Here is a 23,607-nt window from a genome sequence, read left to right on the forward strand (position 1 = left end):
TATGTTCCATATTCAATTCCGGCAACCACTCATATACCTGTTTGTAACACTGGCAATCGCCGGTGCATTACTGTCGCTGCTGTTATCAAACAGGCTGGTCAATGAGCTGGCCAATGAAGAGCGGCGCAAAATGGAGATATGGGCGCTTGCTACCGAGTCGATGGCTTCAAATGATGAAGTTGATATGTCTTTGGTTTTGACAATTCTGGAGAGTAACAACACTATTCCTGTTATTCTTTATGATAAAGGAACGGGTAGGCTAATACCTCGCAATATAAAGCTTCCGGAAGAGGATATGGAGGTATTTCTGCAAAATAAAACTGAAGAGTTTGGCCGGAGGCATAATCCTATTGTGTTGGACGAAATGAACCAGTTGCTTTATTACGATGACTCGCATACTCTTAAACAGCTGCAGATCTATCCCTATGTGGAACTGTTGGTGATAGCCCTCTTTATTGGTTTGGCTTTTTTTGCACTGAACCGTACGCAAAGGGCAGAACAGAACAAGGTGTGGGCTGGCTTATCTAAAGAGACAGCGCATCAGTTGGGGACACCGGTATCATCGCTTATGGGCTGGGTGGAATATCTAAGGATGAAGGGAGTGGATTCCTGCCTGCTGTCTGAGATTGATAAAGATATTACACGTCTCCAGGTGATTGCAGAGCGCTTCTCGAAAATCGGTTCAACACCAGATCTCACAAATGCCGACTTGCGTGAGGTTATTACCGGCTCGTTGTCATATCTTGAGAAGCGCGTTTCAGGAGAAGTGATATTTCGTACGCTTTTACCAGAACAACCGGTAATTACATTGCTGAATGAATCGCTGTTCGGCTGGGTGATCGAGAATATGGCCAAAAACGGGGTGGATGCCATGCAGGGGAAGGGAACCATGATGTTTGCAATCACCGAGAAGGGAAACAGGGTTATACTGGATGTTTCCGACACGGGCAGGGGTATCCATAAATCGAAATTCAAAACAATATTTACACCCGGGTACACCACCAAAGAGAGAGGGTGGGGATTGGGGCTCTCACTTGTGAAAAGAATAGTTGAAGTGAGCCATGGCGGGAAAATCTTTGTAAAGAGATCTGAACTGGGCAAAGGCACCACTTTTCGCATTGAATTAAGTAAAAACCTTAAAACTTGATCAATAATTTTTTATCCTGAAATAAGCTAGTTAGGCGAATACTATTATTTGAGTGCAAACATTTTTTTCCATACAAAACCAAAAGAAAATCTGTTAAGCGAATATCTTTCTTAGAGTGTAACTGTTACTTCTGATGCCCCGGCATAATTTTTCAATAAATCCACCGAATAATCAACTGCCTCCTGCAGCCCCTCTTTACCTGAATATCCGTTGATTAGCATTAACAGGCGTGTAGTACCGGCTGTGATCTTTGTGCGCTCTTCATCACTTGTTGGGGTACCGATTCCACTAAGCTTATCACGGTAAACGGGTAATCCTTCAATATTCATTAGCCCTCTGCCAATAGCATTGAACTTCTCGCCTGCTTCACCTACACCCAGAACCAGGCCTCCCTGAATCTTATCATCATCGAACCCGCCAATTGAATAGCCGGTTTTAAGTGAAACCAGGTTGACCAGATCTACCAGTGTGCCGATCTGATAAAGTTTCTGGTCTTTCAGAATCCTTCGGCATAAAGCCTCAGCTGAAGGCCGGTAACGGTTTGGGTCTTTCCCCAGCTTTTTGTACACTTGCCGCGTGGCGAGTATTGCCGGCCTTTTTTTGATATCTTCAATATTGTGCTTTGAGGCAAACCGACTTGAAAAATACTGGATCTCCTGCCATAAACTGGCATTAAACGGGCTATTAATTACTTCACAAGTAATCGCTGCCATGCTAAATTCAGGACATACCTCTAAAATTTCTTCGCTTATTGTAATATTCCTCACCTCCATTATTAACCTTTATCAATTTCTATAAATCTCATCTAATCTCCATTAATCCGCTTCAAACTTTACACAAAGATAAAAAATATAACACAAAAAGTTCGACAGGTGATGTTTCGCTGCCCTCTCTCGAATCTGGCCTAATGCTGCCCTTGCCCGAATCTGGCCTAATAAAGTGCAGAAAACACTTAGCGTGCTTCCATGCAACGCAAAACATCATCACACCTTATATTTAGCTATATTCACACATTATGAATGTATGAGAAAGTCTGGAAGCAAATTTAAATATCCAACCTTAGTAAAAATCAGTAGTATTAATTATTTATATATTCTAAAAAATAAGAACCGATTAATTTGTGTAAGTCTGTAGCAATAACTATATTTGCGTGAATTTTTGTTTTCATATGGCTGAGAAACATGATAAACTGCTTATCGATCTGGAGGTGCGAATAAAACAGGTGATGTTTTTATGTGACTCATTGAAAGACGAAAACGCTCGATTAAAGACAGAGATACAGTCGAAGTATAATCAGTTGAGCGCTACGGTTGAAGAACTTGAGCAGTTGAAAACAAAATATGACAGTTTAAAAATAGCCCGGACCATTACTGCTTCATCGGTAGATGTGGATATCGCGAAGGCCAGGCTGTCGAAATTGGTGCGAGAAGTTGATAAGTGCATAAATTTGTTGAAATAACCTTTAAGAAATTTATGTGATGGGCGACGAGAAATTATTATTAACATTAGAGATTGCCGGCAGGAGGTATCCGCTGAAAATTGAGCTATCGGAAGAACAGGCATTCCGTGAAGCCGCTAAAAAGATAAACAGTAAAATAAACCAATACCGTGTTGCTTACGGTGGGGGCAACTCTAACCTTACAACACAGGATTTTATGGCTATGACGGCCATTCAGGCATTGGCAGAGAATTTTTCACTCGGTGATAAGAATAATACGAAACCCTTTGAAGATAAAATAGATTCGTTAATTAACGAGTTGGATAATTATCTGAGAAAATAATTCATACCTCTTATATAAAGGGGTATGTATAAACGCACCTTTTAGGCACATTAGTTGTGATAGGCTTAATTGTGTGCTTTTTTTATTTATTTAAGAGATAGGACAAAGAACTTCTTTCCGGAGTATTAATTATGAATCCGGCAAGAGAATATAAATAAATTAATAATACGAAATATGGGAATAGTTATAGGAATTATCGGATTGGTAATAGGGGCGGCTGTTGCCTGGTTTATCACCGGTAAGATGGCCAATTCGCGTGCTCAGAACATTTTGAGCGACGCAGAAAAGGATGCTGAGGTAATAAAGAAGAAATTATTGCTTGAAGCCAAAGAGGAGATCCTCGCAATGAAAACGGAAGCAGAGAAGCAGGCAAATGCACGTACGTCTAAAATTCAAATTACTGAAAACAGGCTGAAACAACGTGAAATGACGATAAACCAGAAGCAGGATGAACTGAACAAGAAATTTATTGAGCTTGATGAATCTAAAATGAATCTGGTTAATCAGCAGGAATTTCTTGATAAGAAAAGTTCAGAGCTGGATCGTTTGCACAGACAATCGGTTGAGAAGCTGGAAACCATTTCAGGGCTTTCGGCAGAGGAGGCCAAGGAGCGCTTGGTAGAGTCCTTGAAAGAAGAAGCCAAGACCGATGCGCAGTCATATGTAAACGACATTATGGAAGAGGCCAAAATGACTGCAACCAAAGAGGCTAAACGTATTGTAATACAGACTATTCAGCGAGTGGCAACAGAGACGTCAATTGAGAATGCCATTACAGTGTTCCATATAGACTCCGATGAGGTAAAAGGGCGGATCATAGGCCGTGAAGGAAGAAATATTCGCGCCTTGGAAGCAGCTACAGGAGTTGAGATTGTGGTTGATGATACCCCCGAAGCAATTGTTTTGTCGGGCTTCGATCCGGTACGACGTGAAATTGCACGCCTTTCACTGCATCAACTTGTAGCCGATGGGCGCATTCATCCTGCCCGCATAGAAGAGGTTGTTTCAAAAGTGAGGAAGCAAATAGAGGAGGAGATTGTGGAGACAGGTAAGCGTACCATTATAGATTTGGGAATTCATGGACTTCATCCCGAGCTGATCCGTATGGTGGGGAAAATGAAATATCGTTCATCTTACGGGCAAAATCTGTTGCAGCACTCGCGTGAGACAGCCAATCTTTGTGCGATAATGGCTTCTGAGCTTGGATTGAATCCCAAAAAAGCAAAGCGTGCCGGGTTATTGCATGATATAGGTAAGGTTCCCGATGATGAGCCCGAACTTCCACACGCTGTGCTTGGTATGAAACTTGCTGAAAAATTCAAGGAAAAACCTGATATTTGTAATGCAATAGGCTCACATCACGATGAGGTAGAGATGACTACTCTGCTGGCGCCCATTGTTCAGGTGTGTGATGCTATTTCCGGAGCACGTCCCGGAGCTCGGCGTGAGATAGTGGAGGCATATATTAAACGGTTGAACGACCTTGAAAATATGGCTCTCTCTTATCCCGGTGTTTTAAAAACATATGCCATTCAGGCGGGACGTGAACTCCGTGTTATTGTTGGAGCCGATAAGATAGATGATCAGGATACAGAAAAGCTTTCAGCCGATATCGCTCGAAAGATACAGACCGAGATGACCTATCCGGGACAGGTGAAGATTACTGTTATTCGCGAGACACGTGCAGTGAGCTACGCTAAATAGGCTATATAAAACAAACCGGCGTTTCCGACATATAAAATAAAAGGAGCATTAAATGCTCCTTTTTCTATATCATACATGATGTCTGGTGTTCACATGCCGATAGTGTTTAAACGTTGTCGGGAGTTTACATGCTACGGGTTTTTACTTTACAATTTTTTGTGCTTTCTTACTTTTTCCCACCAGTAATTCCTCATTTGTTCCGATCACCTTTTTCAACTCCATCTGAAGGCGCTTTATCTCCATCTCCTGATTATGAATGGTAGTGAGTAGCGCATTCAGTTCCTCGTTATCCACTGTGTCGGGGTACTGCGCTTTCACACGCCCGATGAAGTCGCTCAAAACGTTCATATAGTTATTGAAAGCATCATATGGTGACATGTAAGGGCTAAAGTGGCTTTCCCCGCTGCCATGATGTTTGGTGGACATATAGTAAAAGTGGTCGCTTGTCTGCAAATAAACCCAATCCTGCTTAAGCCTGCGATCTGTGCAGAGGCGTACACGTTCCCCTATCTTGTAAAGCGACTCCAATGCGCTCCGTTGAAGCTTATTGCCAGTCCATGAGCTAAGGTCACGCTCTTCATCTGCCCACGATATGGGATTTGGAACATCTATGGCTCCAATAGATTTGTTGTTGTCAATTGCTTCGCTGGGGGTGGCGAATCCAATTCCTCTTTCAAATGCAAACCTGGGCAGTGCTTTCATAAATTCAAAAATTCCTGTGTGCGATGGTTGCAAGTTGCCCAGTGTCTCGTAGTTCATAAACAGGTTAATCACCTTTTCTTCTGCTGGCGTAGAAGCAATCCAGGAGATGAATTTCTCGGCAGTCAGCGGATATTCATTCCAGCTGTAATTGGAAAATCTGTAAGCTATATCGTCACTGAAACGGCTGTTTTTGAGCAAGAGTTTCAGTTTGGGTTGAGAGGCTGAATGATATACATAGTTAGGGCTCTTCCAGCCGATAATATGCTTGGCTCCCTCAGTAATCATCTTGTGATACCCCATCTTGTATACCATTTCGGCTATTTCATCGGAGTATATAAGTTCCGTGTTACGGATAACGGTAGGTTTTTGATCAAAAAGCAGTTCTATTCGTTCCGAATGATTTTTCACCTGCAGCCGGAACTCCTCCGGATCGAAGAGGCTGGCGAGCGAATGGGCATATGTCTCAGTAAGGAATTCAACGTTCCCTGTCTTGCTGAGTTCACGAAATCCGTCAATTACTTCGGGAGCATACACCTCCAGCTGCTCAAGAGCTACTCCTGAAATAGAAAAAGCAATTTTAAATTTTCCTTTATATTGGTTCACCAGATCCAGCAGCATACGGTTTGCAGGAATGAATGAACGGGCGGCTATCTGCTGCAGAATATCTTCGTTTGCGTAGTCATCAAAATAGTAGTGATCTCTGCCGATATTGAAAAAACGATATCTTTTCAATCGGAACGGTTGGTGAACCTGGAAATAAAAGCAAATTGTCTTCATCGTTTCTTATTTGATTGTTTTTGATTCTCTCATGCTGGTTCTCAGATAAGGCTGTTGTATATTTCACGAACTTTTAAGCCGGCGTCTTCCCATTTGATATTGTCCACTTCAATTTTCCCCTCTACCTTCAGATGCTCTGCCATTGCAGGGTAGGTGCAGATAGAGTATATGGCGTCGGCCATTGCGTCAACATCCCAGTAATCGGTCTTGATAACGTTATTCAGTATTTCCGAACAACCCGACTGGTAAGAAATGATGCTAGGAACGTTGCACTGCATGGCTTCGAGCGGTGAAATACCGAACGGCTCCGATACTGAAGGCATCACATATACATCACTTGATTTAAGCATTTCATATACCTGTTTGCCGCGAAGGAATCCAGTGAAATGAAATTTATGGGCAATACCCCGGTCGGCAACCAGGCGAATCATCTGATCCATCATGTCGCCGCTGCCCGCCATCACAAAACGTATATGATCGGTTTTGCGAATGACCTGAGTGGCAGCATCAACGAAAAATTCAGGCCCCTTCTGCATTGTGATTCTCCCTAAGAATGTAACCACTTTTTCCGAGACGCCAGAGATTCTCTTAATTGCCTCTATCTCCGGGCTAAGCGGTTCTACGGCGTTATGCACGGTAGTCACCTTCCAGTGTGGCTGATGGTAATTTTCAATTACCGTACGCCTGGTCAGATTGCTCACGCAAATAATGTGATCGCAGTTATCCATACCATCCTTTTCAATGCCATAGACAATTGGATTGGGTTTGCCACGACTGCGGTCGAATTCGGTTGCATGTACGTGAATTACCAATGGTTTACCGGTAATGCTTTTAGAATGAAGTCCAGCGGGGTAGGTAAGCCAGTCGTGCGCATGAATAACATCGAAATCATATGAACGGGCTATGACACCTGCCACAATAGAGTAATTGTTGGTCTCTTCCAGAATATTGTTGGGATACCTGCCCGAGAACTCAATGCATCCTAAGTCGTTTGTGTTCAAATAGCTGAAATCGGCATAGATGTGATCCCTCATCCTGTAATATTCGGCAGGATCCATAAATTTCTCCAGTTTTGCCTGTGCCGTTTCCCACGATACATCACGCCATACGATGGGAGTATTGTTGGCACCTATTATCTTAATAAAGCTTTGATCTTCATCGCCCCATGGTTTGGGAATAACGAAAATGGTTTCCAGATCCTCCTGCCTGGCCATCCCTTTTGTGAGCCCGTAACTTGCAGTACCAAGTCCCCCCAGTATATGTGGCGGAAATTCCCAGCCAAACATTAATGCTTTCATTTCTCCAATATTTGTTATTTCCTGTTCCGGTTTATCCGTTAATAACTACACACCTTCTTTTTCTTTGTTGCAATAGACACTCATTATTGGTATGAATTCATAATTCGCTGTGCTCTGAGAAGCTCCGCAACACTCATCGCGAAAGAGTATCCACCATGGGCAATGAAAGGAGGGTTGGAATCGTAGAATTCAGATATGGAACCTATACAATCATTTTGCATCTCGTTTTCCATACCCACCATAATCCTGTCTGCAAGAAACAACCCGCTTTGCCGGAAGGTTTTCAAATATGCTTCAATATACGGGCCCAGCAGCCAGGGGAAAGCCATTCCGTTGAAATATGCTAATTTTTTCTCGTTCTCCGAACCTGTGTAATGAGGGCGGAACTTATCGCTTTTGGGTGTCAGTGAGCGTATTCCACATGTGGTCAACAACTCTTTGGTGACAAAATCTACTACCGATTTTTTTTGACTCCTTATCAGGGGGGAATATGGTAATGATACGGCAAAGATCATGTTGGGACGAACATCCGGATCTTTATAGGTGCCGTCAACAAAATCATAGAGGTAACCTGCCTTGTTGAAAAATATCCCAGTAAAGGAGTTGCCCGACAATCGGGCTGTTTCTTCCAAAGAGGCTGCAAGTTTATCTTTGCCAGTTTCGAGTGCCACCTCTTCTCCAAACTTAAGTGTGTTGTACCAAAGTGCATTAAATTCAACAAGATACCCCGATCTGGGTACGGCAGGATGCCCGTCAATTAAAGCATTCATCCAGCTTACGGCAACTTTTCGGCCATTTGTTGAGATTAGTCCCTCGTCGTTATGAAAAAACAGGTTTGGGTGTTTCCCGGAGATTATATAATCAATTATCTCAAACAGAAAATCACTGTATTTAGAAATAAACACCTCTTTATTTTCCAGCCAGAATTGCTGCAATGCCCAGGTTGCCCAAAGCAGCACATCAGGGTCCTCTATCTGTTTGAGAAAGCTTTTCGAAGGCTTATCCTCCATAAAATCTCTCAGATGAGGGATGGCAGAATCCATTATCTTTTCAAAATCCTTTGGCTTTTCTGTAGCAAGTGTGCAGCCAGGGAGTGCAATGAATTGGTCGCGTGCCCGCACTTTGAACCACGGATATCCGGCTAAAAGAAAGTATTCGTCGCTGTCGGGGATGTAATAAAATTGATGACTTGAGTTTTTAAGGCAGTTGAAAAAATTGGAACGCGGCGTACGTTTATAAATCTCGAAATCGAACTCTTTTATCAGGCTGGATGTGTCAACAAGAATATCTCCCGCAGAGAAGATTATTGTTTCACCTTTCGAAATTGACATCTCGAAGTACCCCGGTACGTACAGGTCTTCCTGAAAGGTATCGCCGCTTTGCAGGTCTTGCAAATATTCAATGTCACGGTACCAGTCGGGATGATAAATAAATTCAGGTTTTTTGTTAAACTGCATAAACAGTTCGGGGTATCCGGGATACATGCAAGTGCTGATGCCGTTTTCCACCTCGCGATACGACTTGTCCACACGGTCGTTTTCTCTCGTTAGCTGCGATGCGCGCCTGAATCCCAGGAACGGCCTGAAACGGATATTAGTCGGAGAGTGTGCATCAAGCAGTGTATATCTTATCATCAGCCGGTTCTCTTTTGATGAGAACATGATCTCTTTTGAAAGGACCACACCACCTACACGGTAAATGGTTTTCGGGACACTGTCGCTGTTGAACTCACGGATATATTTATGCCCTTTAGGACTGTAGTTGTCACCTGCATAACGATGAATTCCAAGGTTAAACTCGGCTCCGTGCTGAATTACGGTCTCATCGAAAGACGACAAGATTAGGTGGTTTTCATCGTCCAGATATGGTACTGGCATCACAAGCAAGCCCTGGTACTTGGTTGTGTTACACCCTGATATCGATGTATTGTGATAAGCTCCTTTTCTGTTTGTCCTTAATACGTTTCGGTATAAAGAGTACTCCAGGTTAATCATCAGGTCTTTGTCGAATTTCAGATAACTCATCGCCATGTTAAAAAGTAATGTATGTAAATGTTTTTCCCGTTAATTCCTGCGAAAGATAATGAAATTGGAATTATTACCCAAACAAAAAAAGAATAATTTCATCACATTTCACCGTTTTAAATAAGGTTCGACTCAGCAGCAGTGGCTGACTTATATGTGATATCACTGCAATGCAGTTATTTGGACTGATAACAACTGAATATGCTTTAAAAGGATTTGTTTGTATATTTGCGGCAAGAGAGTAATATAAACAACCTCATTGGCGGGTATCGAATGCAAATGAATATGAATAATCCCGACCGGTATTCTTTTGAAAGAAAGCGGATGCGTATCGCTTTTATACCTGCAGTTGTAGTAACTGCTATGTTGTGGCTGGCTTTTCTTATTGAACATACCGGAGCTTTGGGAGATAACATTTACAGATTTGCGATGTTGCCCAGGGAGATTAGCGGACTGAAAGGAATATTGTTTATGCCTCTCCTGCATTCATCTTTTTCTCATCTGCTCTCAAACACCCTTCCTCTTCTTATATTGATATGGTTTCTGTTCTATTTTTACAGTAATATTGCATTCGCAGCATTCGCCGTTCTATGGGTCTTAAGCGGGTCAATAACATGGGTAATCGGGCGGGAGTCATATCATGCGGGGGCTAGCGGATTGATATTCGGACTCCTTTTTTTTCTCTTTTTCAGCGGTATATTCAGAAAATATATTCCTCTTGTATCGGTCTCTCTTATTGTCGCTTTTATTTATGGTGGCATGGTATGGAGCATTTTCCCAATCACGGAAATTTTGGATGCCTCCATCTCGTGGGAAGGCCATCTTTCGGGTGCCATTAGCGGCCTCATTCTTTCAATAGTACTTCGCGGTGAGGGGCCGCAGAAGCCTGAGGTAATTTGGGAAGAAGATGATGAAGAGCCGCCTGGCGAAGATGGTTTGTCAAATTATCCTGGCGAAACGCAATGAATTCTATTCATTTTATATATTTTTGTAACCACAAATATTTATTTTAAACAGAATCTACACAAAAAAATTACCTCAAATGCCAAATAAGATCAGAGCTGCAGTCGTCGGTTATGGAAACATAGGGAAATATGTAGTGGAAGCACTTGAGTGCGCTCCAGATTTTGAAATAGCAGGCATCGTGCGTCGCGATGCCACTAATATACCTTCGGAACTGAGAGATTATAACGTTGTCTCTTCTATTGCGGAGCTGACTGATGTTAATGTTGCCATACTCTGTACCCCTACCCGGAGTGTGGTGAAATTCGCCAAAACATGTCTTGCGTTGGGAATTAATACAGTGGATAGTTTTGATATACATAGTGAGATATTGCATCTTCGTGATTCATTGCAGGAAACGGCAAAGAGCAACAACGCTGTTGCAGTTGTTTCGGCAGGATGGGACCCGGGGAGCGACTCCGTTGTGCGCACACTACTTGAAGCTCTTGCGCCAAGAGGTATCACATACACTAACTTTGGCCCGGGAATGAGCATGGGGCATACCGTAGCCGTGAAGGCTATTGATGGTGTAAAAGCTGCAATCTCTATGACGATACCTGCGGGGACAGGTGTACATCGCAGAATGGTATATATTGAACTGCAGGAAGGGTACGATTTCAAAACAGTTGCTCAGAAAATAAAAACAGACGATTATTTTGCTCATGATGAGACCCATGTTTTTCAGGTACAGGATGTGGAAGCACTTAAGGATATGGGCCATGGCGTATTGATGGAACGTAAAGGTGTTTCCGGAAATACACAAAACCAGCTTTTTAAGTTCGACATGCGCATTAACAATCCCGCCCTCACAGCTCAGGTACTTGTGGGGGCGGCGCGCGCCTCGCTGAGGAAACAGCCGGGAGCATATACTATGATAGAGATTCCTGTGGTTGATTTTTTACCTGGAGAAAAAGAGGCATGGATCAGTAAACTGGTTTAGAAAATAGCTTCCCCTGATTTATAGCTTCTAAAACAGTCTTTGTTCTCCCGGTAAACCGGAGAATCTGCTTTTTTTATTATCTTTGTCACAAATTCAATTCTGATGGACACATTACTCTCTGTAACCTGGAATGCAGATCCCACACTTTTCACCTTTTTAGGACGAGAAATAAGGTGGTACGGCCTTTTGTGGGTAATCGGCCTTATTGTAGCCGTTTATATCGTACAAAGAATATTCAAGCGAGAAGACCTTCCCGAAAAGTGGTTCGACTCGCTGTTTGTTTACATGATAGTTGGTATAATCGTTGGAGCACGACTCGGTCACTGTCTTTTCTACGAACCGAAATACTATCTTGCCAACCCCGTTGAGATGTTAAAGGTTTGGGAAGGGGGCCTGGCAAGCCACGGCGGAGTAATAGGCATTATCATTGCCGTGTGGCTCTACTCACGGAAAGTAACAAAGCTCAGTATGTTGTGGACATTCGACAGGGTGATGGTCCCCACTGGGTTTACCGCTGCGATGATTCGCATTGGAAACCTGATGAATCACGAGATTTATGGCGGACCTACCGATCAACCTTGGGGCTTTCGCTTCATTACCAACATCTATTATTGGATGCGGGGAGCTGAACCCGTTTATTCCGATCCTTCGCATCCCACACAGATTTACGAAGCATTGGCTTATCTTGTTGTATTCGGCATTACCATGTATTTATATTGGAATACAAGTGCCAAAGACAGGAAAGGGCTCATCACGGGTGTTGGGATCCTGTTCATTTTTCTTTTCCGCTTTTTTGTGGAATTTCTCAAGAATGTACAGGTCGATTCCGAAAATGCCATGCGTGAAAGTACAGGCCTGATCCTTGGGCAATGGTTGAGTATCCCCTTTATCATATGGGGCATATGGCTTATTTTTAGAGCCGTGAGGCGCCCGGCACAAGCGGCGGTTACTCCCAGACAGTCGGATATGGATAAACACAAACAGAAATACAAACCAAGAAAGAAATAAAAAAGTAGAAAACATAAATAATAGATCCAACCCAAAAAATCAAATTAAGAACAAACATTTATGTACAAACCGCTCGAAATAACGGAAGATATTTTTTATGTAGGTGTAAACGACCGTACCAAGCATCTTTTTGAAAACCTGTGGCCACTGCCTCACGGCGTGTCTTACAACTCTTATATTATTAACGATGATAAAACTGCTCTGATCGATACCGTAGATATCTGCTACTCCGATCAGTTCTTTCGTAAGATAGTATCGGTATTGGGAGATAAACCTGTCGACTATCTTATTGTAAACCATATGGAGCCCGACCATTCAGGATCTATTGTATGGCTTTTAACAAAATATCCCGGCATGAAGATCGTGGGAAACAAACGAACAGTAGAGATGCTCAAAGGATATTATGGAATCACCGCCAATGTTGTTACTGTGCAGGATCAGGAGAAGCTTAGCCTGGGAAAGAACACCCTACAGTTTCATCTTACACCCATGGTACACTGGCCTGAGACAATGATGACCTATGTGCCGGAAAGGAAAACATTATTCAGCGCCGATGCCTTTGGTACATTTGGTACTCTCGATGGTGGCGTGATCGATGCACAGCTTTGTCCGGAAAGATACTGGGATGAAATGATCCGTTACTATTCCAATATAGTGGGTAAATTTGGTTCTCCTGTACAGACTGCTCTGAAAAAACTAAATGGAATAGGTCTTGATATTATCTGTTCCACACACGGTCCCGTATGGACCAAAAAAGAGAACATCTCGAAGGTTGTTGGCATCTATGATAAACTGAGCAGGTATGAAGCCGATAACGGGCTTGTGATTGCTTACGGCAGCATGTACGGAAACACCGCAGAGCTTGCCGAGATTATCGCGGAAGAGGCGGCTGTGAACGGCGTAAGAAATATTGTTATGCACAATGTGTCGAAAAGCCACCTGTCCGATATTATACGCGATGCGTTTAAATACAGGGGACTTATTATCGGATCGCCCACCTATAACAATAAACTCTATACAGGCGTGGAGAGCCTTCTCTCAGCACTGCAGAACAGGTTTCTGAAAAACCGTTTCTTCGGTTGCTTTGGCAGCTTCACATGGGCTGATGCATCTGCTAAACAGTTTTCTTTATTTGCTGAACAGATGGAATTTGAAATTGTCGCTGATCCTGTGGTTATGAAGCAGGCGATGCTGGCAGAGGTGGAGGAAAAAGCCCGTGGCCTGGGACGTGCCATGGCCCTGAAACTGATGTCCGGAGCAGATGTAACACCAAATATATCTACTGTTTGTCACTAAAATTTAATATGAAAATATGAGACTTATTATTCAACCCGATGCCGGTCAAATGGCTCAATGGACAGCAAACTACATTGCTGCAAAGATCAATAAGGCAAAGCCTACTGAAAAGAATCCTTTTAAACTGGGGTTGCCCACCGGTTCATCACCATTAGAAACCTACAAATCGTTGATCAAACTTTATGAGGCAGGTGTAGTGTCGTTTGAGAACGTCATTACGTTCAACATGGATGAATATATCGGCTTGGCGGCTGATCATCCGCAAAGTTACCATACGTTTATGTGGAACAATTTTTTCAGCCATATTGATATCAGAAAAGAAAATGTGCATATCCTCAATGGTATGGCAGAAGATCCGGAAGCCGAATGTGCAGCATACGAAAAGACTATTGCCGATGTTGGAGGAATTGATCTTTTTCTTGGAGGAATAGGGCCTGACGGCCACATAGCTTTTAACGAGCCGGGCTCCTCGCTCAGTTCTAGAACAAGAATAAAAACGCTTACCACCGATACGGTGATCGCCAACTCCCGCTTTTTTGATAATGATGTAAACAAGGTGCCTAAAACGGCTTTGACAGTCGGTGTGGGAACTGTATTGGATGCCAGGGAGGTGCTCATACTGGTCAATGGCCATCATAAAGCCAGGGCATTGTATCACGCTGTGGAAGGCCCTATCACCCAGATGTGGACAATAAGTGCTCTGCAGTTGCATCAGAAGGGAATTATTGTTTGCGATTATGATGCCTGCGCTGAGCTGAAAGTAGGTACCTATAAATATTTTCTTGATATAGAGCACGACAACTTGAATCCCGATTCACTGTTATAAAACAGTGATTGATAAACAGTCGTCGTGAAATATCGGAAGAGTTTCGAATTGATTAAGTATAAAAGTTAATTGTTTTAAGATTATCCAAAGCGCATAATACCGATGCGTATGATCCGTCAGGCCAACTCCTGCAAAGAAATATTTATTGCGGCCTGCCGGATTTTTTTATTTTTTTCTTGTCTGCGTACTAAACCTGTTCAATTTTGCCCAGTTTAACATAGAAGATATATCCCTTTACATTACTGTACCCCATTTCTTTTATGGTTTTAACGTATTGCCTTACCTGACGGATGTATTGCGGGCTTTCAAGTTCGCCGAATTTATAGTCGGCTACAATCACCTCGCCGTTGCCCAGCATTACCCTGTCGGGGCGCCTGAATCCGATGCGAGGATGCAGTACCTGTACCTCATTGAGCACGGTGTAACTGCCGCTGTACCAATCTGCAATATCTGGAAGTGACAAGAATTCTGTCATTTCGCGTATAGCGCTTTCCCTGTCACGTTCATTTAGCTCTCCTTCCGAGATCTTTTTTTCTACTGCAATTGGAATATCGGAAAATGTTTTTACATTGCTTATAACATCGTGCATCAGCTTGCCGTAATCGCGGCTACCATCGCCGGAGAAGAACCCTGTAGAGTTGAGGCGCATCTTTAGGCGGTTGTCGAAAGGCACAGACCGCCATTCGCCTGTAGTATATGTCATAACCGCTTTCTCTTCATCTTCTTTTATTATAACGTCAGCTTGTCCTAACACGAAAGACGATTCGTTCTCATCTTCAGTAAAGTAATCATCAAGTAATATCTCTCCTTTTTCAGAATTATGTGGAATAGATTTATCAGTTATGGTTCGCCAAAGCAGATCGGCAACATTGGATATGGTTCCTGGTTTTTTGGGGATGGGCGCAAAAACTATCAGGCGATGTTTTGCACGGGTAAATGCGACGTAGAGCAGGTTCAGATTGTCGATATATGACATACGTCTTTCTTCCAGATAGTCATCTCTGAAAATGGTCCCCGAGAGCCCTTTACTGTATTGGAGAGGTGCTACTCCAAGCTTATTGAACGGTGCCACATTGGGTTTACACCATATGATATTGGTGTGATGTTGATTGTGATCCACATCCCAGTTTACAAACGGCATTATGACTGCTCCAAATCCCAATCCCTTTGATTTATGTATTGTGATCAAGCGGATTGCATCCTGTCCCTCGGGTGAAAAAAGAGCTTTTTTGTAACCTTCTTCATCCCACCAATCGAGAAAATTATTCAAGTCTGCAGGGCTGTTGGTACAGAATTTGAGGGTAATATCCAAAAATGCCTGTATGTAAGCATTTTCTTTCATGTTGAGCGAGCCGTTATTAAGCGAGAAAAAACGTTCAACCATGTTATACAAAGGAAGAGAAGCCAGCCTGTTGATATGAATTTTCAGCTCATCGGGAAAATCTCCGGAAGCCTCTTCACTAAATTTACGTATCGCTTCGCCTGGGGTGCAGTTCATGCTGAACCGGAAATATTCATACACCGCCATCATAAGACAGCCTTTATCTTTCGTGTTTCTTAAGTAGCGCATCAGCGCGATGACCGCTTTGATACTTTGTGCGTTACCTATTATCAGCGCTTCGTTTGATATGATATCGTACCGGTATGGTGATTCAGGGTGCTGTTCCCTGTAAGTGAGCAATGTTTCAGCTACCTGTACAGCTTCATGATTCCGCCGTACCACAACGGCGATATCCTTAAGTGCGAAGCCCTGATCCTGCAACGACTCAATCTCGTGCGGCAACCGTTCCAGTGCTTCAGCTTTCCAGTCAGTTTCCTTATCATCTTTCAGGAAGGTGATCTTCGCCTGTCCTTCGCCCTCAGGTTTTTGTGGAGGAATATGTTGAAATGCATCGGCATATGCATGAGTAATCATCAAATCGCCTGATGGGCCCGGGTTATTATCCTGTTCCGTTTCCACCGACATGTTAAAATCACTCTGAAGAATTAATGGTGATTTAGAGAAAAAAGCGTTGTTGAACTGTACCAGGCAAGCATCGCTGCGCCAGTTGGTATCCAATATATGTTTCTGGATATTCTCCGGATGAAAATCATCGTCTACCTGTTCCTCTAACAGCCGCCAGTCTGAATTGCGAAACCTGTAGATGCTCTGTTTCACATCGCCCACTATAAGATTAAAATTACCCGATGCAAGGCTCTCGCCAATAAGCGGCTTAAAATTCTGCCACTGCATAACAGATGTGTCCTGAAACTCGTCTATCATATAATGGTTGATCCGCGTACCGGTTTTTTCATAGATAAATGGCGAATCAGTTCCGGCAATGATATTGTTCAGCAATTCAGTAGTGTCTGAAAGGAACAGCGTGTTAGTCTCCTGTTGATGCTTATTCAGCCGTGTTTTGATATCATTAAGTATACCAAGGGTATAGAAATTACGCAGAAGGTGTTTTGCCGTCTGGTATTCACGGTCGTTTTCAGACAGATATATTATATCTTTCACACACTCATTCAATCCGGAATCGTAGGCCGATCTTATGTCGGCCTCTTTTTCACTGTTGCTAAACCAAAGGTCGATGTTGTCTGCAAGTGCTATTAGCCGTTTTGAAGGTTTCTCCACAATTCCGTTAGCCAGCTTCACAAACAGCATGAAGCCGGAATTTCTTTTATGTTTGAAGTCATCGTATCCCAGGCCGTATTGCTCCATGACAGAGAGCGCTTTTATGCCAATCGATCTCAACTCGTTCTCGTAGCTTTTTACAATACGGACAAGCATTTGTTTGTACACTTCGAGTTGACCTTTGTCACAGATTGTCTCCATCTCTCTGTCGGAGAGCGATTTATAAGTCTCATTAAACAGTTGTCTTGCCAGCTCCAGCACCTGTTGGCCTATTTTCCAGCTTCTTCCCTCTTCAATGCGGTTTTGCATAAACCGCAACAACCAGTCGGCAAGAGCTTTGTTTTCCGGTTTATCCAGTTCCGAGAGCATCAGGTCTACAGCCTCCATAAGGAGTGACGTTTCATTCACCTCTATATTGTATCCGCCACCCAGTCCAATCTCACGCGTGAAAGCACGCATGGTCTGCTGAAAAAAATGGTCGATAGTACTGATTGAGAAAGCTGAGTAGTCGTGGAGAATTGTTTCTAAAATAACCTTTGCCTGTTTTCGAACACTAATTTCACTCATCGAAAAATCACTCATCAGCTCTTTCAGGTAGGTAGATTTTTTCCCCGATGCCAGCCGGTGCAGTTCTTCAACGATTCGTGATTTCATCTCATCAGTCGCCTTATTAGTAAAGGTAACCGCCAGAATATGCCTGTAGTTGTTTGTCCCGGAGTAGAGCAGACGGAGGTATTCACCTGTCAGGCGGTGCGTTTTCCCCGATCCTGCTGATGCTTTGATTACATGTACCGAGGGCCGGTCAGATGATACGTGACCCTGCATATCCCTCTTTTTGCAAAATTCCCAGTACCTTCTCGCGATGATCGCCCTGGATAATGATCTCTCCCTCCTTGGCTGAACCGCCTACCCCGCATTTTATCTTCAGCATCTTCCCAAGCTCCTGCAGGTCCTCTTCAGTTCCGGTGAATCCGGTTATAAGCGTTACAGCCTTTCCTTTGCGGTTACGCTTATCGAGGCTGACACGCAGCATCTGTTTTTCCTTTGGCAGTGTCTCTTCATACTCCTGTCCCTCCTTCATGTAGTGGTAATCGGGGTTGGTAGAATAGACAATGTCAAGTCTCTTTTTCCAGTCATTCATGTTGTTAAGGAATTTATCTGTTACAGCAGACTATGGCGCATACAAAATATCGCATTATAAGTCTTAGACACGAAGATATATTTTTCCCGGTTTATGAGAAAAAAAAACATCATCTTTAACTATGTTTCACCTCTATCGACTCAATCACGTTTATTATATAATCGCCCATACGCTCACATTCCGAGACTATATCCATATAGAAGACACCATTCTGATAGGAATAAATATTTTGGTTTACATTGTCCAGATTCTCACGTTTAAGATTGTTCCGTTTTTCATTTATAATTTTCTCCATCTGCTTGCTGTTTAACAGATCTGATTCAGATATTTTTTTATTCTTCAGCATTGCCTGCATATTTTCGTGAGCCTTGTCAAGCAAGTTGTACATTGAATTGATATTATCAATAATGATATCTTCAAAAACAACGTCTGCTTCCATTTTCCGTTTTAAGTGCCTGGCAATATTACAACTGGAGTCGGCTATACTTTCTATCTCAGTCACAGCGCGGAGTATTGAACGTACATGCTCCCTGCTTTGATTACTCAGCCTTCCTTCTGAAACTTTGTTCAGATACAAGCCTATCTCAACCTCCATCTGGTCACAAATATTTTCATACTTCTCCGTGCGGTTGTAAAGTTTAAGGAACTTTTTGTCATTATGACTCATATTGGTCATTTTTTTCACAAAACCAAACATCTTTCTTGCACGGTAAGCATAAACCTCTACCTCTTTTTCAGCCTGAATAATTGAAAGTTCGGCTGTAGAGGACATGCCAGTAGATATATATTTCAGTATGAACTCCTCATCTTCCTCCTCTCCGCTCTTCGGCTTTATAAGGGTGAGACAAATTTTTTCATACAATTTTACAAACCAGATCATGATTGAAACATTACAAATATTGAACATCGTGTGAAACAGCGATAATCCATATGATGTAGCAGCCTGGAAGCTGAGATATTTGTCGTGGAGTGATGCAAGTTCAGGTGAAAGTTCCGATTTTGGGAGGTTAGTTACCTGTGCGTATTGTTCCGGTGTTAGCGAGGCGATAAATGATGGCAATTCAGATGGGTGGACAGATGAAAAGTTAGCAACAATACTATCTACCATATTCACAAAAAACTTGAATATGAACAGCATCCAGATAACCCCCAGCACATTGAACATGAAATGTGCAAAAGCAGCTCTTTTAGCGGAGATGTTTGCCGGAATGGCTGCAAGGTTGGCAGTAATAGTGGTCCCAATATTTTCCCCCATAATCATTGCTGCAGCACTTGGGAAATCTATCCATCCTTTTACCGCCATAATCAGGGTAAGTGCTACTGTAGCACTGGAAGATTGAACAACGATGGTTAGTATACTTCCAACCAGCAGGAAAAATAGAGTAGAGACGATCCCCATGTCTGTGAAATTTTGCACAAACGACAAAACTTCAGGATCGTTTTGGAGGTCGGGCATGGAATCTTTCAAAAAATCCAGTCCCATAAAAAGAAAGGCAAATCCAAAAATGAATTCGCCCAGAGATTTGTTCTTGCTCTTTGAAGAAAAAATGAGAGGAAGTGCAATACCCATTAACGGAATAGACAAAGCACTTATTGAGAACTTCCCGAAACCGAAAAATGATATCATCCATGCTGTGACTGTGGTTCCTATGTTGGCTCCCATTATCACGCCAATGGATTGAATCAGGCTCAGCAAGCCTGCATTAACAAAACTCACAACCATAACAGTTGTAGCAGATGAGGATTGGATGAGCGCTGTGATAAGCATCCCGGTAAGGACCCCCATCAGACGGTTTTTCGTCATCGCGGACAAAACATTTCTGAGCTTATTGCCTGCAAGCTTTTGCAGACCTTCGCTCATGATCTTCATCCCATACAGAAACAGGGCCAATGCCCCTACAAGCCTTAAAAAATCGAATAAACTGTAGTCCATGTTCAGAAAATAGCGTATATTAGCGTGCAAATATAGAAAAAATAAATCTATTTGGGAATTAATGTGAAAATTAGAAATCAACATTATGAATGAAACCGTTCGTGTTCACTGTATAAACACTAATGATTACAAGAATGTGAAAATTGGTTCATCGTTGGAAGAACTAATTGATGTTTTTGAGGTTGAATCGCCTTATTTAATTGCGAATGCAAAAGTCAACAACAAAACAGAATCTCTTTCCTACCGTGTTTTTCGCCCTAAAACAGTAGAATTTGTCGATTTAAGTAATTCATCGGCTATGCGCACCTATGTGCGTTCACTCTGTTTTATATTGGCAAAGGCGGTTGATGATTTGTTACCCAACGCCGAAATGTATATTGAACATGCTGTTGCGAAAGGATATTATTTTCAGATAGAGGCTGGAGTGCCGGTAGGCAAACCCGAGCTTGATGCTATACGTAAAAGGATGCGGGAGATAGTGGAGGCCGATATCCCCTTTGTTCAGGTGGAGAAGGAGACGCCTGAAGTGGTACAGCTTTTCCGTGATTTGGGTATGGAGGGAAAGGCAAGATTGCTGGAAACAGCAGATATGTTGTATGCTCGTTATTCGATGCTTGATAATTACATCGACTATTTTTACGGGTGCCTTACACCATCGACCGGTTATATAACCATGTTCGATATTCAGCCCTATAACGGAGGTTATCTTTTGAGGGTGCCAAACCGTGAAAACCCTGTAGAGCTTGAGCCCGAAATTCAACAAGATAAGTTGCTGAATGTGTATCGCGAGCATCTGAAGTTTCTTAAGATAAGCCGTCTTGATAACGTGGGTGATCTGAACATGGCAAAACGTGGCGATCGCATGTCGGAAGTTATTCAGGTGGCCGAGGCATATCAGGCGAAACAGATTGCCGGGATAGCAGAAGAGATAACAAACCGTTTCAGGGAAGGTGTGCGTGTGGTGCTGATATCTGGGCCCTCATCATCGGGAAAGACCACTTTCCGTAAAAGGCTTGAGATACAACTTCTTGTGAATCTTCTTAGGCCCGTTGGCATCTCGCTCGATGATTATTTTGTTGACAGGGACAAAACTCCCCTCGATGAGAATGGAGAGAAAGACTACGAGTCGCTTTATGCACTCGATCTGGAACTCTTCGAAGAGCATATGCTCGCACTTATGCGGGGTGAGGAGGTTGAACTGCCTTTTTATAATTTCGTCACCGGTAAAAGGGAGTTCAGAAAGAACTATCTAAAGATGGATGAAAACAGCCTTCTTATCGTCGAGGGCATTCATGGACTTAATCCGGAACTTACGGCACACATACCAGCCGAAAAGAAATTCATGGTGTATGTGTCGGCTCTGACAACCATCTCACTCGACGAGCACAACTGGATACCTGCTTCCGACAACCGGCTCATACGCCGTATTGTGCGTGATTACCGCTATCGCGGTTATTCAGCGGAACAAACAATATCTCGGTGGGACAGCGTACGCCGTGGTGAAGAAAAATGGATTTTCCCTTTTCAGGAGAATGCAGATGTGATGTTCAATTCCGCAATGATCTATGAACTGGCCGCCATCCGCCGCCATGTTGAACCAATTCTCATGCGTGTACCACGTACAGTACCAGAGTATTCAGAAGCTTACCGGCTGCTCAAATTTTTGAACTATTTCAATTATATCACCGATCGTGAACTACCGCCTACCTCGCTTCTAAGGGAGTTTTTAGGGGGAAGCAGCTTCCGGTATTGATGTTAGTTGTTTTCGTGTTGTGGTTTGTTTATCCGTAAGTTCAAAGCATAGCATCCCGCAGCATTCTTCACACTCGTTATTATATGAATGATATCATTTGCGCTATATCCACTCCTCCCGGCATGGGAGCCATTGCCATAGTCCGTCTTTCCGGAAAGGGGAGCATTGCCCTTGCCGATACCGTTTTTATCTCTCCCTCAGGAAACAGGCTTGCAGAGGCACCTGCCAATACAGTACATTTCGGGCGGATACAGTCTGACGGTGAAGTGCTTGATGAAGTGCTTGTAACGGTTTTTCATGCTCCGCACTCCTTCACAGGGGAGGATAGTGTGGAGATATCCTGTCATGGCTCGATATATATTCAACAGAAGATAGTGGAGTTGCTTTTTAGCAAAGGGGCGCGAATGGCACTTGCAGGTGAGTTTACACGCCGTGCTTTTCGCAACGGGAAGTTTGATCTGAGCCAGGCTGAGGCAGTGGCTGACCTGATTTCATCCACATCAAGGGCATCGCACAGGGTGGCCATGAACCAGATGCGTGGTGGTTTCGCTCAAAAGCTTGCCGATCTGCGAGATAAATTGCTGCAGTTTGTTTCACTGATTGAGCTGGAACTCGATTTTTCAGAGGAGGATGTTGAGTTTGCCAACCGTGATAAGCTTTATGAGCTCACCAAAGAGATTGAAAGGGAAATCAATCGGCTGGCCGGCTCTTTCCAGCTTGGTAACGCTATCAAGAGCGGTATCCCCGTTGCAATCATCGGGGAGACCAATGCAGGCAAATCTACCCTGCTCAATTTGCTGCTTAACGAAGAGAAAGCAATCGTTAGCGATATCCATGGTACCACACGCGATGTAATTGAGGATACCATGAACATAGGAGGAGTCCTGTTCAGATTTATTGACACCGCTGGTATCCGGCAAACCTCCGACGCTATTGAAACGATGGGTATTGAACGTACGTTCCGAAAGATAGAACAGGCATCCATAGTTTTGTGGATGATAGACCTTACAACACCACATGAAAAGATCGCAGCGCTGGCAACATCCATTATACCGAAGCTGAAAGACAAGCATGTGATCCTGCTGTTTAACAAAGCCGATTTAATTCCGGATGATCAACTTGACGAATTCGGGACTATCCTTCCTGAAGTAGAGGGCGAAAGGCTCTTTATTTCAGCGAAAGCTAACTACAATACCGATCGTCTTCAGGAACTGCTGGTAAAAGCTTTTGCTATACCTTCTATTGGCGAAGATGATGTGATTGTCACCAATCTCCGTCATTATGAGGCCTTGAGCAAAGCACTGGAGGCTATTCGCCGTGTAAAGCATGGGCTTGAAACCGGTATTACCCACGACTTTATTTCACAGGATATCCGTGAGTGCATGTTTTTCCTTGGCGAAATTACCGGGCAGATCTCCACCGATGAAATTCTGGGCAACATCTTCTCCAAGTTTTGTATAGGCAAGTAAATGCCTTATAATCAATGCTATATAAGACTACAAATAATTACAACCCGCTATAATTTAGCGGGTTTATTGTTTTAAATATTATCGTTACTGCTTGTTAATATGATATGTTATACATACTTTTGTACCGTATTTGTATCGTGTTCCAAAAAACAACTCAAAAAATAAATATGTTGACCTAAGTGGTATATA

The 23,607-nt window shown here is 43.0% G+C and carries 18 protein-coding genes; 11 read left to right on the plus strand and 7 right to left on the minus strand.

Translation table 11 applies throughout. The features are described from left to right. The first annotated feature begins 1 nt into the window (after window position 1). Window positions 2-1,147: a sensor histidine kinase gene (locus KDN43_RS08825; RefSeq protein ID WP_238841605.1), complete on the plus strand. Its 1,146-nt coding sequence runs from the start codon at window positions 2-4 to the stop codon at window positions 1,145-1,147. 110 nt (window positions 1,148-1,257) lie between these two features. Here the strand turns inward: KDN43_RS08825 and KDN43_RS08830 are convergent, their stop codons facing one another. Continuing rightward, window positions 1,258-1,920: a B3/B4 domain-containing protein gene (locus KDN43_RS08830; protein WP_238841606.1), complete on the minus strand. Its 663-nt coding sequence runs from the start codon at window positions 1,918-1,920 to the stop codon at window positions 1,258-1,260. Window positions 1,921-2,315: 395 nt separating this feature from the next. On the opposite strand from KDN43_RS08830, the gene KDN43_RS08835 reads away from it, so the two are divergent. The 3 genes from KDN43_RS08835 to rny all read left to right on the plus strand — a co-directional run bounded on the left by KDN43_RS08835 (window position 2,316) and on the right by rny (window position 4,632). Beyond that, the gene (locus KDN43_RS08835) at window positions 2,316-2,606 is read left to right on the plus strand and encodes a hypothetical protein (RefSeq protein WP_238841607.1); all 291 of its coding nucleotides are present in this window, start codon (window positions 2,316-2,318) and stop codon (window positions 2,604-2,606) included. A 19-nt stretch (window positions 2,607-2,625) separates the two neighbouring features. Further along, the gene (locus KDN43_RS08840) at window positions 2,626-2,928 is read left to right on the plus strand and encodes a cell division protein ZapA (RefSeq protein WP_238841608.1); all 303 of its coding nucleotides are present in this window, start codon (window positions 2,626-2,628) and stop codon (window positions 2,926-2,928) included. Between the two features lie 174 nt (window positions 2,929-3,102). Next, window positions 3,103-4,632 carry a ribonuclease Y gene (rny, locus tag KDN43_RS08845; RefSeq protein ID WP_238841609.1) on the plus strand — a complete coding sequence of 510 codons (1,530 nt, stop codon included), beginning with the start codon at window positions 3,103-3,105 and terminating at the stop codon, window positions 4,630-4,632. Between the two features lie 141 nt (window positions 4,633-4,773). Here the strand turns inward: rny and KDN43_RS08850 are convergent, their stop codons facing one another. From KDN43_RS08850 to KDN43_RS08860, 3 genes are all read right to left on the minus strand, one after another. Further along, on the minus strand, window positions 4,774-6,111 hold the full coding sequence (locus tag KDN43_RS08850; RefSeq protein WP_238841610.1) for a glycoside hydrolase family 57 protein: 1,338 nt from the start codon (window positions 6,109-6,111) through the stop codon (window positions 4,774-4,776). 41 nt (window positions 6,112-6,152) lie between these two features. Then, a complete protein-coding gene (locus tag KDN43_RS08855) occupies window positions 6,153-7,409 on the minus strand; it encodes a glycosyltransferase family 4 protein (protein ID WP_238841611.1) in 1,257 nt (418 codons plus the stop codon). 83 nt (window positions 7,410-7,492) lie between these two features. Next, window positions 7,493-9,433 (minus strand): glycogen debranching enzyme N-terminal domain-containing protein, encoded by a 1,941-nt coding sequence (locus tag KDN43_RS08860; RefSeq protein WP_238841612.1) that lies wholly within the window; start codon window positions 9,431-9,433, stop codon window positions 7,493-7,495. Window positions 9,434-9,718: 285 nt separating this feature from the next. Here KDN43_RS08860 and KDN43_RS08865 point away from each other — a divergent pair, with 285 nt between their 5' ends. The 5 genes from KDN43_RS08865 (at window position 9,719) to nagB (ending at window position 14,505) form a co-directional block, all read left to right on the plus strand. Then, window positions 9,719-10,399 carry a rhomboid family intramembrane serine protease gene (locus tag KDN43_RS08865; protein WP_238841613.1) on the plus strand — a complete coding sequence of 227 codons (681 nt, stop codon included), beginning with the start codon at window positions 9,719-9,721 and terminating at the stop codon, window positions 10,397-10,399. Between the two features lie 76 nt (window positions 10,400-10,475). Then, window positions 10,476-11,375: a diaminopimelate dehydrogenase gene (locus tag KDN43_RS08870; RefSeq protein ID WP_238841614.1), complete on the plus strand. Its 900-nt coding sequence runs from the start codon at window positions 10,476-10,478 to the stop codon at window positions 11,373-11,375. A gap of 102 nt (window positions 11,376-11,477) precedes the next feature. After that, window positions 11,478-12,383, plus strand: a complete 906-nt coding sequence (lgt, locus tag KDN43_RS08875) for a prolipoprotein diacylglyceryl transferase (RefSeq protein WP_238841615.1) — start codon at window positions 11,478-11,480, stop codon at window positions 12,381-12,383. A 60-nt stretch (window positions 12,384-12,443) separates the two neighbouring features. Next, entirely contained in the window at window positions 12,444-13,679 is a 1,236-nt protein-coding gene (locus tag KDN43_RS08880; protein ID WP_238841616.1) for an FprA family A-type flavoprotein, read from the plus strand. 16 nt (window positions 13,680-13,695) lie between these two features. Then, on the plus strand, window positions 13,696-14,505 hold the full coding sequence (nagB, locus tag KDN43_RS08885; RefSeq protein ID WP_238841617.1) for a glucosamine-6-phosphate deaminase: 810 nt from the start codon (window positions 13,696-13,698) through the stop codon (window positions 14,503-14,505). Window positions 14,506-14,692: 187 nt separating this feature from the next. Here the strand turns inward: nagB and KDN43_RS08890 are convergent, their stop codons facing one another. From KDN43_RS08890 to KDN43_RS08900, 3 genes are all read right to left on the minus strand, one after another. Next, on the minus strand, window positions 14,693-17,947 hold the full coding sequence (locus tag KDN43_RS08890) for a UvrD-helicase domain-containing protein (protein ID WP_238841618.1): 3,255 nt from the start codon (window positions 17,945-17,947) through the stop codon (window positions 14,693-14,695). Further along, entirely contained in the window at window positions 17,925-18,263 is a 339-nt protein-coding gene (locus KDN43_RS08895) for a translation initiation factor (protein ID WP_238841619.1), read from the minus strand. Before KDN43_RS08895 ends, KDN43_RS08890 begins: the two co-directional genes overlap by 23 nt. A 115-nt stretch (window positions 18,264-18,378) precedes the next feature. Beyond that, window positions 18,379-20,196 (minus strand): Na/Pi cotransporter family protein, encoded by a 1,818-nt coding sequence (locus KDN43_RS08900; protein ID WP_238841620.1) that lies wholly within the window; start codon window positions 20,194-20,196, stop codon window positions 18,379-18,381. Between the two features lie 85 nt (window positions 20,197-20,281). Between KDN43_RS08900 and KDN43_RS08905 the strand changes: the two genes are divergently transcribed. Continuing rightward, a complete protein-coding gene (locus KDN43_RS08905) occupies window positions 20,282-21,949 on the plus strand; it encodes a nucleoside kinase (RefSeq protein WP_238841621.1) in 1,668 nt (555 codons plus the stop codon). A gap of 83 nt (window positions 21,950-22,032) precedes the next feature. Continuing rightward, window positions 22,033-23,418, plus strand: a complete 1,386-nt coding sequence (gene mnmE, locus KDN43_RS08910) for a tRNA uridine-5-carboxymethylaminomethyl(34) synthesis GTPase MnmE (RefSeq protein ID WP_238841622.1) — start codon at window positions 22,033-22,035, stop codon at window positions 23,416-23,418. The last annotated feature ends 189 nt before the right edge of the window (window positions 23,419-23,607 follow it).

The organism is Proteiniphilum propionicum (assembly GCF_022267555.1).
GTDB lineage: Bacteria > Bacteroidota > Bacteroidia > Bacteroidales > Dysgonomonadaceae > Proteiniphilum > Proteiniphilum propionicum.